Source organism: Pseudomonas morbosilactucae (assembly GCF_023241715.1).
In the GTDB taxonomy this organism is placed as follows: domain Bacteria; phylum Pseudomonadota; class Gammaproteobacteria; order Pseudomonadales; family Pseudomonadaceae; genus Aquipseudomonas; species Aquipseudomonas morbosilactucae.
This window is the reverse complement of record NZ_JALQCW010000096.1, coordinates 1-12,836: the sequence shown is the minus strand read 5'-3', so window position 1 is coordinate 12,836 and position 12,836 is coordinate 1. Positions and strand designations below refer to the sequence as shown.

Here is a 12,836-nt window from a genome sequence, read left to right as displayed (position 1 = left end):
GATGCCTTGAAAAAAGGTATTTGTAGCTTAACTTGATAAAAGAACAAACATCATGCCTTCGATAACGGTTGAACCCTGCACCTTTGCCTTGTTCGGCGCGCTGGGGGATCTGGCGCTTCGCAAACTCTTTCCTGCCCTGTATCAACTCGACGGTGCCGGTCTGCTGCATGAGGACACGCGCATTCTTGCCCTGGCCCGTGAAGCCGGCAGCGAGCAGCAGCACCTGGCGTTTATCGAAGCCGAGCTGCGGCGTTACCTGGGCGCCAAGGACATTGATGCCCAAGTGCTGGAGCGTTTCCTGGCACGCCTGAGTTACCTGCATGTGGACTTCCTCAAGGCCGATGACTACGTGGCCCTGGCCGAACGTGCCGGTAGCTCGCAGCGCCTGATCGCCTATTTCGCCACCCCGGCGGCGGTGTACGGCGCCATCTGCGAAAACCTGTCGAAGGTTGGCCTGAACGAACACACCCGTGTGGTGCTGGAAAAACCCATCGGCTCGGACCTGGACTCGTCGCGCAAGGTCAACGACGCGGTGGCCCAGTTCTTCCCGGAAAACCGCATCTACCGCATCGACCACTACCTGGGCAAAGAGACGGTGCAGAACCTGATCGCCCTGCGTTTCGCCAACAGCCTGTTCGAAACCCAGTGGAACCAGAACTACATCTCCCACGTGGAAATCACCGTGGCCGAGAAGGTCGGCATCGAAGGCCGCTGGGGCTACTTCGACAAGGCCGGCCAGCTGCGGGACATGATCCAGAACCACCTGCTGCAACTGCTTTGCCTGATCGCCATGGACCCGCCAGCGGACCTGTCCGCCGATAGCATCCGCGACGAGAAGGTCAAGGTGCTCAAGGCCCTGGCGCCCATCAGCCCGGAAGGCCTGACCACCCAAGTGGTGCGCGGCCAGTACATCGCCGGCCACAGCGAAGGCAAATCGGTGCCCGGGTACCTGGAGGAAGAAAACTCCAACACCCAGAGCGACACCGAAACCTTCGTTGCCCTGCGGGCCGATATCCGCAACTGGCGTTGGGCCGGGGTGCCGTTCTACCTGCGCACCGGCAAGCGCATGCCGCAGAAGCTGTCGCAGATCGTCATCCACTTCAAGGAACCGTCGCACTACATCTTCGCCCCCGAGCAGCGCCTGCAGATCAGCAACAAGCTGATCATCCGCCTGCAACCGGACGAAGGTATTTCCCTGCGGGTGATGACCAAGGAACAAGGCCTGGACAAGGGCATGCAGCTGCGCAGCGGACCGTTGCAGCTGAATTTTTCCGATACCTATCGCAGTGCGCGGATCCCCGACGCCTACGAGCGGTTGTTGCTGGAAGTGATGCGCGGCAATCAGAACCTGTTTGTCCGTAAAGATGAAATCGAAGCCGCGTGGAAGTGGTGTGACCAGTTGATCGCCGGGTGGAAGAAGTCCGGTGATGCACCCAAGCCCTATGCGGCCGGGTCCTGGGGGCCGATGAGCTCCATTGCACTGATCACGCGGGATGGGAGGTCTTGGTATGGCGATATCTGAATTGCAACTGCCCGCGGGCGTACGCGCCCACGAGTTCCGCAGCCCGACGCTGTTGGCCGAAGGCCTGGCGCTGAACGTGGCCGAACAACTGCGCCAAGCCATTGCTGCGCGCGGCACCGCGACCCTGGTGGTGTCCGGCGGCCGCAGCCCGGTGGCCTTCTTCCAGAGCCTGGCCAAGCAGGACCTGGACTGGGCAAACGTCGTCGTGACCTTGGCCGACGAGCGCTGGGTCCCGGTGGAGCACGCGGACAGCAATGCCGGCCTGCTCAAGCGTTATCTGCTCCAGGGCGCGGCGGCCAAGGCCCAGTTCCTCAGCCTCTACAGCCCGGCAGCGAACCTTGACCAAGCGGCGCAGCAGGCTGATCGCCTGTTGGCTGAACTGCCCGGTATCGACGTGCTGGTGCTGGGCATGGGCGACGACGGCCACACCGCGTCCCTGTTCCCCAACAGCCCGAACCTGGCGGAGGCGCTGGATGTTGCCGGCACCCGCCGTTGCTGGCCGATGCTGGCGCCGAGCGTGCCCCATCAACGCTTGACCATGAGCCGTGCGCTGCTGGCTTCGGCCAGGCTCAGCGTGCTGTCGATTGCCGGTCAATCCAAATTGACCACCCTGAGTGCCGCTTTGGCTGACGACGATGTCGCCGCCATGCCGGTGCGTGCCTTTTTGCAACCTCCGTTAGAGATTTACTGGTGCCCATGAGCCAAGGATCAGCCGCTATGACAAACCCAAGCCCGACCGTTTCCATGGCGGACAAAGTTGCCCTGATCGATAGCCTCTGCGCCAAGGCGCGGATTCTTCCGGTCATCACCATCGCCCGCGAACAGGACGTGCTGCCTCTGGCCGACGCCCTGGCTGCCGGCGGCTTGACTGCCCTGGAAGTGACCCTGCGTTCGCAGTACGGCCTCAAGGCCATCCAGATCCTGCGTGAGCAGCGTCCGGAACTGGTCACTGGTGCCGGCACCGTGCTGGATCGCGGCATGCTGGCCGCAGCCGAAGCGGCCGGTTCGCAATTCATCGTCACGCCCGGCATTACCCGTGACCTGCTGCAAGCCAGCGTCGACAGCTCGATCCCGCTGTTGCCGGGCATCAGCAACGCCTCCGGCATCATGGAGGGCTACGCCTTGGGTTATCGCCGCTTCAAGCTGTTCCCGGCGGAAGTCAGTGGCGGCGTGGCGGCGATCAAGGCGTTGGGCGGCCCGTTCGGTGAGGTGAAATTCTGCCCGACCGGCGGCGTTGGCCCGGGCAACATCAAGAGCTACATGGCCTTGAAGAATGTGATGTGCGTGGGCGGTAGCTGGATGCTCGATCCGGAGTGGATCAAGAACGGCGACTGGGCCCGCATCCAGGAGTGCACCGCCGAGGCGCTGGCCCTGCTGGATTGATGCTTTAACCCGATTTCGTTGGTGTGTTCTACGGCTTTACGGTGCGCTTGGTCGGTGCACGTTTTTTTTTGCCTGGAGAAAAGTGTTGCGCTGCCTATTCGGCTGCCAGCGCCTGCAATGCCCGGATCAGTTGCGCTATGTGCTCCAGGGGCGTGACCAGCCCCGGGGTGATGCGAATACAGGGCCCGAACGCGGCGCCGCTGCGGGCCACGGTGAACAACTGGTAATCCTCCAGCAGGCGCAGGACCATCCACTGCTGGTCTGCCTGACGGGTGAAGCGCAGCGCCGTGATGCCGCAGTACAGACGCGGGTCATCCGGGGTCAACACCTCGATGCCCGGCAAGCCGCGGACCGCGCTGACCCAACTGTCACGCAGGTAATTCAGGCGTGCGCCCTTGACCGCTGAGCCGCCCATGGCGCGGTGTTCCTCGAACACCAGGGGCAGGGTCATGAGCGCGGGAATATTCGGGGTGCTGTAGGGCGTGCGTGAGCGCACATCCTGTTCTGGGAAATGGAACTCGCCCATGTCCGGGTCGATGTCCGCCAAGCGCTGCGGATGGATGTAGATAAACCCCAGGCTCAGAGGCGCTCCCAGCCATTTGTGCAGGTTAAAACCGGCGAAGGCGATGCCCAGTTGTTCCAGGTCGAACTCGATCTGCCCAAGGGCGTGGGCGCCGTCGAGAATTACATCGACCCCGTGTTCCCGGGCCATTTGGGCGATGGCTTGCACGGGCATCACCAGGCCGCTGCGGTGGGTGACGTAGGTCAGGGCCATTAATTTCAGGCGTGGATGGGCCTTGAAGGCCTGGGTGTAGGCGTCAACAAGGCTGTCAAAACTGGCAGGGTGGGGCAGGGTGATTTCGATCACTTCCACGCCGCGATAGCGCGCCAGCCAGCGCACCGCGCTTTTCACCGTGTCGTATTCCAGGTCGCTGAGCAGCACCTGGTCCCCTGGCTGCAGGCGGTTGTAGTTGCGGATCAGCGATTGCAGGGCGTCGGAGGCGCAGCGGGTCAGGGCCACGGCGTTGTCCGCCACCCCCATCAGCTCGGCCAGTTGGTGGCGGATCTGCTCGGCCTCGCCCTGTTCGAAGCGCTGGCGCACCAGCACCGAGTTGCTGCGGTTGACCCATTGAATATTGTGTTGGTAGCGCTCCAGCACCTGGCGGCTCATGCGCCCGAAGTAGCCGTTCTCCAGGTTGATCGGGCCGGGTTCCAGGTCGTAACCCCGGGCAATGCCTTGCCAATAGGTTTCATCGCGGGCGAGGGCAGCAGGGCTCGGTGGCATGGGAGGGCTCTGGGTCAGTGGCGGGGTTTGGGCTTGCCGTGTTTGGCCCGCAGCGGGTCCAGCAGGTCGGAGAGGCCGTTGTGATCGATTTCTTGCATCAGGGCCAGCAAACCGCCGAGTTCGCCCTTGGGGAAACCTTCGCGGGCGAACCAGTTGAGGTATGGCCCGGGCAAGTCGGCGAGGATGCGGCCTTTGTATTTGCCGAAGGGCATTTCACGGGTGATCAGGAGTTCAAGCTTTTCAGGGTTCATGGCACAACGTCGGGTGAGGGCAAACGTTTTGGAAAATACAGGCATTCTGCATGCAGGCCAAATGACAGATCATGCAAATAACGCGGATACAGATTTTTGCTTAAAATATAAATTATTGATAAATAAGGAATAAATAATCGATTCCAGCCTGGCACGGCGGGTGCAATACCTATTGCAACTCTCCACCCTGAAAGGAATTGAAAAATGACTGACTTGAATAAAGAAGCGATTTCGGTCCTCAACGATCTGATCGAAACCAGCAAAGACGGCCAGGAAGGTTTCAAGACCTGCGCCGAAGACATCAAGCACCCTGAGCTCAAGGCGCTGTTCGTCAAACGTGCGGCAGACTGCGCCACAGCGGCCGCTGAACTGCAAACCGCCGTGCGCTCCATGGGCGGCGATCCGGAAACCACCACCAGCATCAGCGGCGACCTGCACCGTCGTTGGGTCGATCTGAAGTCCTTGGTGACCGGCAAGGATGAAGAAGCCGTGCTCAATGAAGCCGAGCGTGGCGAAGACCATGCCCTGAAGGCTTACAAAGACGCCCTGGAAAAAATCAACAAGCATAACCTGGTGGGTATTCGCGACTTGGTGGAGCGTCAGTTCCACGGTGTGCAGCGTAACCACGATCAGGTCAAAGCCCTGCGCAACCAGGCTCGTGCTCGCGCTTAAGCACTAAAAGCCTGTCAAAAACGCCAGCCAGTCTGGCGTTTTTTTGTGCCTGTCATTTAGCGCTGGACGGCAAATAGTTAGCTAGCTAATAATTAGTTCGTGCCGCCTCTCGGCGCGTTCCGACTATGGTTATTCTGTCCTTCCCAAGGTGCTCTTCGTGCGTATCACTTTGCAGGCGTTGCTTGCGCCCAACCTGGCTGCCGTGCAGTTTGCGATCAAGACCGTGCTCGGTGGTGGCGCGGCCTTGTGGCTGGCCTTGCGTTGGGGCCTGGAGCAGCCGGCCTGGGCCTTGATGACCTCGATCATCGTTGCCCAGCCGTTGTCGGGCATGGTCCTGCAAAAAGGCCTGGCCCGCTTATTGGGTACCTTGGTCGGCACCTTGATGTCGGTGCTGTTCATGGGGCTGTTCGCCCAGACCCCTTGGCTGTTCCTGTTGGCCCTGGCCCTTTGGCTGGGGCTGTGCACCGCCAGCTCCACGCTGTTGCGCAGTGCCTGGTCCTATTCCTTTGTGTTGGCCGGCTACACCGTGGCGATTATTGCGTTGCCGGCCATCAGTCACCCGCTGAATGTGTTCGATCAGGCGGTGGCCCGCTGCACGGAAATCTCCCTTGGAATCATTTGCGCCACGGCCAGCAGTGCCTTGCTTTGGCCGATGCATGTTGAGCGTCAGTTGTCCGCTCAGGCCCGCAGCGCCTGGCTCAGCGGTTTGCAGGCGGCACGGGCGACCTTGGCTGGTGATGCCCAGGCGCGCCAGGGCTTGCTGGAAATCCTCGGGCGTATTGTGGCCGTGGACGCCCAGCGTGAGCACGCCTGGTTCGAAGGGCGCCAGGGGCGTCAGCGGGCCCGGGGCATCAGTGGCCTGAGCCAGAAGTTGCTGATGCTGCTGCGCATCTCGCGTTCGGTGCGGCGCCAATGGAAGCAACTGGACGAGGCCCAGGCCGCTCAATTGCAGCCTTGGATGGACGAGGTGCAAGAGGCCCTGACCACCGCAGATCCAGCCACCCTGCAGTTGCTGCGCCTGCGCTTGCTGGATGCGTCCCATGAGCCGCAGATCAGCTCGGCGCAAAGTTACTGCCTGGCGCGTTTCGCCCTGTTGCTGGACACCGCCATGGCCGCCGGCAATGCCTTGCAGGCCGTGGAGCAGGGCTACTCGCCGGCAGAGCAACCGGCAACCCTGGCGCCTCATCGGGACCTGTCCCTGGCGTTGGTGTTTGGTGCGCGCAGTGCCTTGGCCTTTCTGACTGTGGCGAGCTTCTGGATGGCCACCGCCTGGCCGGCCGCCTCGGGGGCGATGTTGCTCACGTGCGTGGTGTGCAGCCTGTTTGCCAGCCGGGAAAACGGGGCGCAGATCGGCATGAGCTTTATGCGCGGGATCTTCCTGGCGGTGCCAGTGGCGTTTGTCGTGGGGCAGATTCTATTGCCGCAGTGGAGCGGTTTTGCCCTGTTGGCCATGGCCTTGGGCGTGCCGCTGTTCTTTGGTGCCCTGGGCATGGCCAAGCCGCAGACCGGCGCCACGGCGACCTCGTTCTGTCTGCACTTTGTGGTGCTGATTTCGCCGCAGAACCACATGACGTTCGATGTCGCCAGTTTCTTCAATAACGCCCAGGCCATGGTGCTCGGGGTGGGCGCGGCGGTCCTGGCTTTCAACCTCTTGATCCTGCGGGACCCGGCCTGGCATGGGCGGCGCCTGCTGGCGGCGACCCTGCATGATCTGGTGCGCCTGACCCGCCGTAACCTGCGGGGCGCTGAAAGCTGGTTCGGTGGGCGCATGGCCGATCGGCTGCTGCAACTGGCGCGGCATTACCCGGAGCTGCCGGAGCAGGCCCGCAGTCGCTGGGACGACGGTTTGCTCGGGTTGGACATTGGCGATGAGTTACTGCACCTGCGCTTGAGCCTGGCGGTGGCCCAGGTGCCCCTCAGCGTTGAGCAGCGGGCGTATTTCGAACACCTGGAACAGGTTCTTGAGCAAGGCCCGGCAGCCAGTCGCGAGGATGACCTGCAACGGGCATCGGCCGACTTGCTCCAGGCCCTGGGGCAGTTGCCGCCCAGCGATGCGCTGAAGCTGGCCCAGGGCGCCGTGGTGCAATTGCAAAACAGCTGGCGCCGCTGGTGCCGGCAGCAGGAGGAAGGTCATGGGGTTGCGTGAGTGGTCGTTGGGCGGGGTGTTGCTCAGCCCGTTTCTGATTGATGTGTTGCTGGCGTTGGTGCTGACCATGGGCCTGCGCCTGCTGTTGCGTGTCACGCCCCTGGGGCGCTGGATCTGGCACGAAGCGTTGTTCGATTGTGCGTTGTATGTCTGTGTTTTGACCGTGATCACTGTAGTGCTCGGTCCTTTATAAGGAGTGATTCATGCGCACACTTGTTCGTGTCGCCTTTACCCTGTGCCTGGTGGCTGTAGCGGTGTTTGCCGGCTTCCATCTGTGGCAGTACTACATGCTCACGCCCTGGACCCGGGATGCGCGAATTCGCGCTGACGTGGTGGTGGTCGCCCCGGATGTGTCCGGCTGGGTGCGTGAACTCAAGGCCCGGGACAACCAGCAGGTCAAGGCCGGCGAGCTGTTGCTGAGCATCGATCGCGACCGTTTTGAAGCGGCCCTGGATAAAGCCCAGGCGGTGGTCCAGACCCGGCAGCAGCAACTCAGCCTGCGTGAGCATGAGGCCAGCCGTCGCGCCAGCCTGGGCCCACAGGCCATCAGTGCGGAGCTGCGTGAGAACGCCCAGATCAACGCCGGCATCGCCCGGGGGGAATTGCGCGAGGCCCAGGCCGAAGCCAAGGTCGCCGCACTCAACCTGGCTCGCAGCCAAGTGCATGCGCCCCGTAGCGGGCATATCACCAACCTGCGTCTGGCCGAAGGCAACTACGTGAACGCGGGCAGCCGGTGATGGCCTTGATCGATGATTCGACCTTCTACGTGCAGGCGTATTTCGAGGAGACCAAGCTGCCGCGGATCCGCGTCGGCGACCCGGTGAAGGTCTGGCTGATGAGTGCCGGCGAGGCCTTGGAAGGTCACGTGGAGAGCATCAGCCGCGGCATCACCGATCGCAACGCCACCCCGGACGGGCAGTTGCTGGCGGACGTCGAACCGACCTTCAACTGGGTGCGCCTGGCCCAGCGGATTCCGGTGCGGATTCAGCTCGACAAGGTACCGGAAGGGGTCAACCTGAGCGCCGGCATGACCGCCAGCGTGCAGGTTCAGGAAGGGGGTCGTTGAGGAGCCGGAAAGCCGGCTCCGGCACGCTCAACCGATGCTGATGGCGGGCAAGGTCGGCAGGGTCACGGTCTGTTGTTTGCGTGGGGCGAGGATCTCGGCTTCGCCGTCCACCACCAGTTCGTCGCGCTGGTTGAAGACGCGGGTGGCGATGCGCACGCGGAACTTCGGCAGCTTTTCGAGGATTTCCAGGCGCACGGTCAAGGTGTCGCCGATCTTCACCGGTTTCTGGAAGCTCATTTGCTGGCCCAGGTAGATGGTGCCCGGCCCAGGCAGTTCGCAGGCCACGGCGGCACTGATCAGCGCGCCACTGAACATGCCGTGGGCGATGCGCTCCTTGAACATGCTGGCGGCGGCGAACTCAGGGTCCAGGTGCACGGGGTTGTGGTCGCCGGACATGGCGGCAAACAGCTGGATATCGCGTTCTTCCACGGTCTTGCTGTAGCTGGCGGTCTGGCCCACTTCGAGGGCTTCGTAAGGGGTGTTGGTAACCTGGGTCATCTCGCTGAAATCCTCTGTGTAATCACGGTAAGATACTGATTATAAACGTTATTATTATTCTGATCGGGCGGGCCTGCGGTGCTCCAGCGCCTGTTCCAGCCAGGCCAGGATATCGGCTGTCACCGCCTCTCGATTGCTTTCATTGAACAGTTCGTGGCGCGCCTGAGGGTAGATATTCAATTGCAGGCACTGGCTGCCGGCCTGACGCAAGGCGTCGGCCAGATCCTTGAGACGCGTGCCATTGCTCACCGGATCACATTCACCGCCCATGATCAGTAACGGCAGGCCCGGGTCGATCTGTGCCAGGTTGGCCGGTTTACTGATTTGCTGCAGGCCGCCCAGGAGGTCGATCCACAACTGGTTGGTGCAGCGAAAGCCGCACAGCGGGTCATTGACGTACTTGTCCACTTCGTCCGGGTCGCGGCTCAGCCAGTCGAAGCGCGTGCGGTTGGGTTTGAAGGCTTTGTTGAAGGAGCCGAAGGACAGCCAGTCAATCAGCGCACTGCGCCCCTGTGGGCCCTGGCGCCGGCGTTCGAAGCGGGCGATCAGGCTGGCGGCGCGGTACAGCGCCACCGGCTGGAAGTTGGAGCCGCTGAGAATCGCCCCGAACAGGCTGGCGCTGTGGTGCAGCAGGTAGGCCTGGGCGATGTAGCTGCCCATGCTGTGGCCCAGCAGCACCATGGGAACCCCCGGGTGCTGCTGGCCGATGTGCTGGTTGAGGCTGGCCAGGTCGCCGACCACTTTGCTCCAGCCGCCCTGGTCCGCGTAGTGGCCAAGGACCCCTTGGGCCGCGCTCTGGCCATGGCCGCGCTGGTCCGCTGCGTACACGCCATAACCTTCGGCACAGAGCGCCGACGCCAGCCGTTGATAGCGACCGCTGTGCTCGGCCATGCCGTGGGACAGCAGGATCAAGGCCTTGAGCGGGCCCTCGGGCAACCACTGGTTGACGTAGAGGCGGCTGTGGTCGTTCAGGGTGAGCCAGAAAGTATCGTGGATCATGGCGGTTCCTTTACTCGCAGACGCTGCATTGTATAGCTCATCCCCACAGGGCCGTCCGATTCGCGAGCGGCTGGGAAGCGAGATTCACGGAATCTATGAAGCTGGCCCTTATATTTGCCTGAATCGCTATAGCTGCTAACGTCCGGAGAGCCCCGCCTCTGGCAGCGTTACAGAGGTGGCTCGGACCGCTCAGGTAAAGAGGACAAGAATAATGCAACCTGATTTCTGGAATGATAAGCGCCCGGCCGGCGTGCCCCACGATATTGACCTGGGGGCCTACAAGTCGGTGATCGAGGTGTTCGAACGTTCCTGCAAGAAATTCGCCGACCGCCCGGCCTTCAGCAATATGGGGGTGACCCTCACTTACGCCGAACTGGAACGCTACAGCGCGGCGTTCGCCGGCTACCTGCAAAACCACACTGACCTGGCTCCGGGCGATCGCATTGCGGTGCAGATGCCCAACGTCCTGCATTACCCGATCGCCGTGTTTGGCGCCCTGCGCGCCGGGCTGATCGTGGTCAACACCAACCCGCTGTACACCCCCCGGGAGATGCGCCACCAGTTCAAGGACTCCGGGGCGCGGGCCTTGGTGTACATGAACCTGTTCGGGCAGAAGGTCCAGGAAGTGCTGGCGGACACTGATATCCAGTACCTGATCGAAGCCAAGATGGGCGACCTGATGTCGGGCCCCAAGGGCTGGCTGGTCAATACCCTGGTGGACAAGGTCAAGAAGATGGTGCCGGCCTATCAACTGCCCCAGGCCATTGGTTTCAAGAGTGCATTGCGCCTGGGCCGTGGCCAGAGCATCCAGCCGCTCCAGGCCGGCCTCGACGATATCGCTGTGCTGCAATACACCGGTGGCACCACGGGCCTGGCCAAGGGCGCGATGCTGACTCACGGCAACCTGGTGGCCAACATGCAACAGGCTCGGGCCTGCCTGGGGCAGTTGGGGCCGGACGGTCACCCGCTGTTGCGTGAAGGCCAGGAGGTGATGATCGCGCCGCTGCCGCTGTATCACATCTATGCCTTCACCGCGAACTGCATGTGCATGATGGTCACCGGCAACCACAACGTGCTGATCACCAACCCACGGGACATTGGCGGCTTTATCAAGGAACTGGGCAAATGGCAGTTCTCGGCCCTGCTCGGGCTCAACACCCTGTTCGTGGCGCTGATGGAGCACCCGCAGTTCAAGACCCTGGATTTCTCTCACCTCAAGCTCACCAACTCGGGCGGCACCGCGCTGGTCAAGGCCACCGCCGAGCGCTGGCAGAGCTTGACCGGTTGCCGCATCACTGAAGGCTACGGGTTGACCGAAACCTCGCCGGTGGCCTGCACCAACCCCTATGGCGACAAGTCGCGCCTGGGCACGGTGGGCATGCCGGTGCCGGGCACCACGCTGAAGGTGATCAATGATGAGGGCGTCGAGCAGCCTTTGGGCGAGCGCGGTGAACTGTGCATCAAGGGCCCGCAGATCATGAAGGGCTATTGGCAGAAAGCCGACGCCACGGCCGAGGTGCTGGATGCCGAAGGCTGGTTCAAGTCCGGGGATATCGGGGTGATCGATGAGGATGGTTTCGTGCGCATTGTCGACCGCAAGAAGGACATGATCATCGTCTCGGGTTTCAACGTGTACCCCAACGAGATCGAGGACGTGGTCATGGCGCACCCGAACGTCGCCAACTGCGCGGTCATCGGCGTGCCGGACGAGCGTTCCGGAGAGGCAGTGAAGTTGTTTGTGGTGGCCCGTGAGGCGGGGGTCAGCCTGGAAGAGCTCAAGGCTTACTGCAAAGAGAACTTCACCGGTTACAAAGTACCGAAGCACATTGTGTTGCGAGACTCGCTGCCGATGACGCCAGTGGGCAAGATTCTGCGTCGCGAGTTGCGCGATATCGCCTGATCAAACTGCCGCTGTTTGACCGCGGGCCAGCCCGTTCCAGCAGGGATACTGCAGGGACGGCCTGGCCCGCGATGCATTTAATCGGGCGCAAAGCCGCGAGCCAGAGCGGGTCCTTTAAATAACTATGATTCGCCCTTAAAGTGACTGGGTGGTTTTATATAGTCATAAAAGTAACTACTGGGGCCATATTTGGCTCTAGTCGGCCTTTGGCAAAGCTGCTACTCTCGGCGCGCTTTGTGACGTCTCGGCCTGAATAAGCGCCAGATTCACCTCTAAAAAACACAGACAAATAATAATCGCATCAAATGCGGCGATGAGTTCGCGTTGCTGAGGAGTGGGCTTCCATGATCGAAGACTTTTGGAAGGATAAGTACCCAGCTGGAATTGCTGCCGATATCAATCCAGATGAGTATCCGAATATTCAGGCGGTATTGAAGCAGTCCTGCCAACGTTTCGCTAATAAGCCGGCCTTTAGCAACCTCGGTAAGACCCTCACTTACGGTGAGTTGTACGAACTGTCTGGGGCCTTTGCCGCTTACTTGCAACAGCACACGGACTTGCAGCCTGGCGATCGTATTGCGGTGCAACTGCCCAACGTCCTGCAATACCCCGTCGCTGTATTCGGTGCCATCCGCGCCGGCCTGATCGTGGTCAACACCAACCCGCTGTACACCGCGCGGGAGATGGAACACCAATTCAACGACTCCGGGGCCAAGGCCCTGGTCTGCCTTGCCAACATGGCCCACCTGGCCGAGGCGTGGTGCCCAAGACCGGCGTCAAGCATGTGATCGTCACCGAAGTGGCGGACTTGCTGCCGCCGCTCAAGCGCCTGCTGATCAACAGCGTGATCAAGTACGTGAAGAAAATGGTGCCGGCCTACCACCTGCCCCAGGCGATTCGCTTCAACGATGCTTTGAGCAAGGGCCAGGGCCAGCCGGTCAAGGAAGCCAACCCGGCCAGCGGCGATGTTGCCGTGCTGCAATACACCGGCGGCACCACGGGCGAGGCCAAGGGCGCGATGCTGACGCACCGCAACCTGGTGGCCAACATGTTGCAGTGCAAGGCTCTGATGGGTGCCAACCTCAATGAAGGGTGTGAAATCCTCATCACCCCG

The 12,836-nt window shown here is 61.8% G+C and carries 11 protein-coding genes and 2 pseudogenes; 9 read left to right on the top strand and 4 right to left on the bottom strand.

Going from position 1 to position 12,836, the window contains the following annotated elements:
• The first annotated feature begins 52 nt into the window (after positions 1–52).
• Genes zwf through M1B34_RS30690 form a run of 3 tightly spaced genes read left to right on the top strand, consistent with a single transcriptional unit; the run spans position 53 to position 2,905 of the window.
• Positions 53–1,522 carry a glucose-6-phosphate dehydrogenase gene (gene zwf / locus M1B34_RS30700; protein WP_268267076.1) on the top strand — a complete coding sequence of 490 codons (1,470 nt, stop codon included), beginning with the start codon at positions 53–55 and terminating at the stop codon, positions 1,520–1,522.
• A complete protein-coding gene (gene pgl / locus M1B34_RS30695; protein WP_123328546.1) occupies positions 1,509–2,222 on the top strand; it encodes a 6-phosphogluconolactonase in 714 nt (237 codons plus the stop codon). Before zwf ends, pgl begins: the two co-directional genes overlap by 14 nt.
• 17 nt (positions 2,223–2,239) lie before the next feature.
• A complete protein-coding gene (locus M1B34_RS30690) occupies positions 2,240–2,905 on the top strand; it encodes a bifunctional 4-hydroxy-2-oxoglutarate aldolase/2-dehydro-3-deoxy-phosphogluconate aldolase (protein ID WP_268267075.1) in 666 nt (221 codons plus the stop codon).
• 94 nt (positions 2,906–2,999) lie between these two features.
• Here the strand turns inward: M1B34_RS30690 and M1B34_RS30685 are convergent, their stop codons facing one another.
• Positions 3,000–4,190, bottom strand: coding sequence for an aminotransferase class V-fold PLP-dependent enzyme (locus M1B34_RS30685; RefSeq protein WP_268267074.1), 1,191 nt, complete (start codon positions 4,188–4,190; stop codon positions 3,000–3,002).
• 14 nt (positions 4,191–4,204) lie between these two features.
• Positions 4,205–4,441: a DUF3820 family protein gene (locus M1B34_RS30680; protein WP_123328543.1), complete on the bottom strand. Its 237-nt coding sequence runs from the start codon at positions 4,439–4,441 to the stop codon at positions 4,205–4,207.
• A 204-nt stretch (positions 4,442–4,645) separates the two neighbouring features.
• On the opposite strand from M1B34_RS30680, the gene M1B34_RS30675 reads away from it, so the two are divergent.
• The 4 genes and pseudogenes from M1B34_RS30675 to M1B34_RS30660 all read left to right on the top strand — a co-directional run bounded on the left by M1B34_RS30675 (position 4,646) and on the right by M1B34_RS30660 (position 8,325).
• Positions 4,646–5,113: a ferritin-like domain-containing protein gene (locus tag M1B34_RS30675; RefSeq protein WP_123328542.1), complete on the top strand. Its 468-nt coding sequence runs from the start codon at positions 4,646–4,648 to the stop codon at positions 5,111–5,113.
• A 157-nt stretch (positions 5,114–5,270) separates the two neighbouring features.
• Positions 5,271–7,259 carry an FUSC family protein gene (locus tag M1B34_RS30670; RefSeq protein WP_268267073.1) on the top strand — a complete coding sequence of 663 codons (1,989 nt, stop codon included), beginning with the start codon at positions 5,271–5,273 and terminating at the stop codon, positions 7,257–7,259.
• A complete protein-coding gene (locus M1B34_RS30665; RefSeq protein ID WP_123328540.1) occupies positions 7,246–7,452 on the top strand; it encodes a DUF1656 domain-containing protein in 207 nt (68 codons plus the stop codon). Before M1B34_RS30670 ends, M1B34_RS30665 begins: the two co-directional genes overlap by 14 nt.
• A gap of 10 nt (positions 7,453–7,462) precedes the next feature.
• Positions 7,463–8,325: pseudogene (locus M1B34_RS30660) on the top strand (efflux RND transporter periplasmic adaptor subunit).
• Positions 8,326–8,352: 27 nt separating this feature from the next.
• On the opposite strand, the gene M1B34_RS30655 reads toward M1B34_RS30660, so the two are convergent.
• Positions 8,353–8,823, bottom strand: a complete 471-nt coding sequence (locus tag M1B34_RS30655) for a MaoC family dehydratase (RefSeq protein WP_093425453.1) — start codon at positions 8,821–8,823, stop codon at positions 8,353–8,355.
• Between the two features lie 54 nt (positions 8,824–8,877).
• Entirely contained in the window at positions 8,878–9,822 is a 945-nt protein-coding gene (locus M1B34_RS30650; RefSeq protein WP_268261711.1) for an alpha/beta hydrolase, read from the bottom strand.
• A gap of 211 nt (positions 9,823–10,033) precedes the next feature.
• Between M1B34_RS30650 and fadD2 the strand changes: the two genes are divergently transcribed.
• Both fadD2 and M1B34_RS30640 read left to right on the top strand, forming a co-directional pair.
• A complete protein-coding gene (gene fadD2 / locus M1B34_RS30645; protein WP_268261710.1) occupies positions 10,034–11,722 on the top strand; it encodes a long-chain-fatty-acid--CoA ligase FadD2 in 1,689 nt (562 codons plus the stop codon).
• Positions 11,723–12,066: 344 nt separating this feature from the next.
• Positions 12,067–12,836: pseudogene (locus M1B34_RS30640) on the top strand (AMP-binding protein); the annotation flags it as partial.

Bases quoted from the DNA above. Each gene is read 5' to 3' on its own strand.
- zwf (WP_268267076.1), top strand. From the start codon at position 53: ATGCCTTCGATAACGGTTGAACCCTGCACCTTTGCCTTGTTCGGCGCG.
- pgl (WP_123328546.1), top strand. From the start codon at position 1,509: ATGGCGATATCTGAATTGCAACTGCCCGCGGGCGTACGCGCCCACGAG.
- M1B34_RS30690 (WP_268267075.1), top strand. From the start codon at position 2,240: ATGACAAACCCAAGCCCGACCGTTTCCATGGCGGACAAAGTTGCCCTG.
- M1B34_RS30685 (WP_268267074.1), bottom strand. From the start codon at position 4,190: ATGCCACCGAGCCCTGCTGCCCTCGCCCGCGATGAAACCTATTGGCAA.
- M1B34_RS30680 (WP_123328543.1), bottom strand. From the start codon at position 4,441: ATGAACCCTGAAAAGCTTGAACTCCTGATCACCCGTGAAATGCCCTTC.
- M1B34_RS30675 (WP_123328542.1), top strand. From the start codon at position 4,646: ATGACTGACTTGAATAAAGAAGCGATTTCGGTCCTCAACGATCTGATC.
- M1B34_RS30665 (WP_123328540.1), top strand. From the start codon at position 7,246: ATGGGGTTGCGTGAGTGGTCGTTGGGCGGGGTGTTGCTCAGCCCGTTT.
- M1B34_RS30655 (WP_093425453.1), bottom strand. From the start codon at position 8,823: ATGACCCAGGTTACCAACACCCCTTACGAAGCCCTCGAAGTGGGCCAG.
- M1B34_RS30650 (WP_268261711.1), bottom strand. From the start codon at position 9,822: ATGATCCACGATACTTTCTGGCTCACCCTGAACGACCACAGCCGCCTC.
- fadD2 (WP_268261710.1), top strand. From the start codon at position 10,034: ATGCAACCTGATTTCTGGAATGATAAGCGCCCGGCCGGCGTGCCCCAC.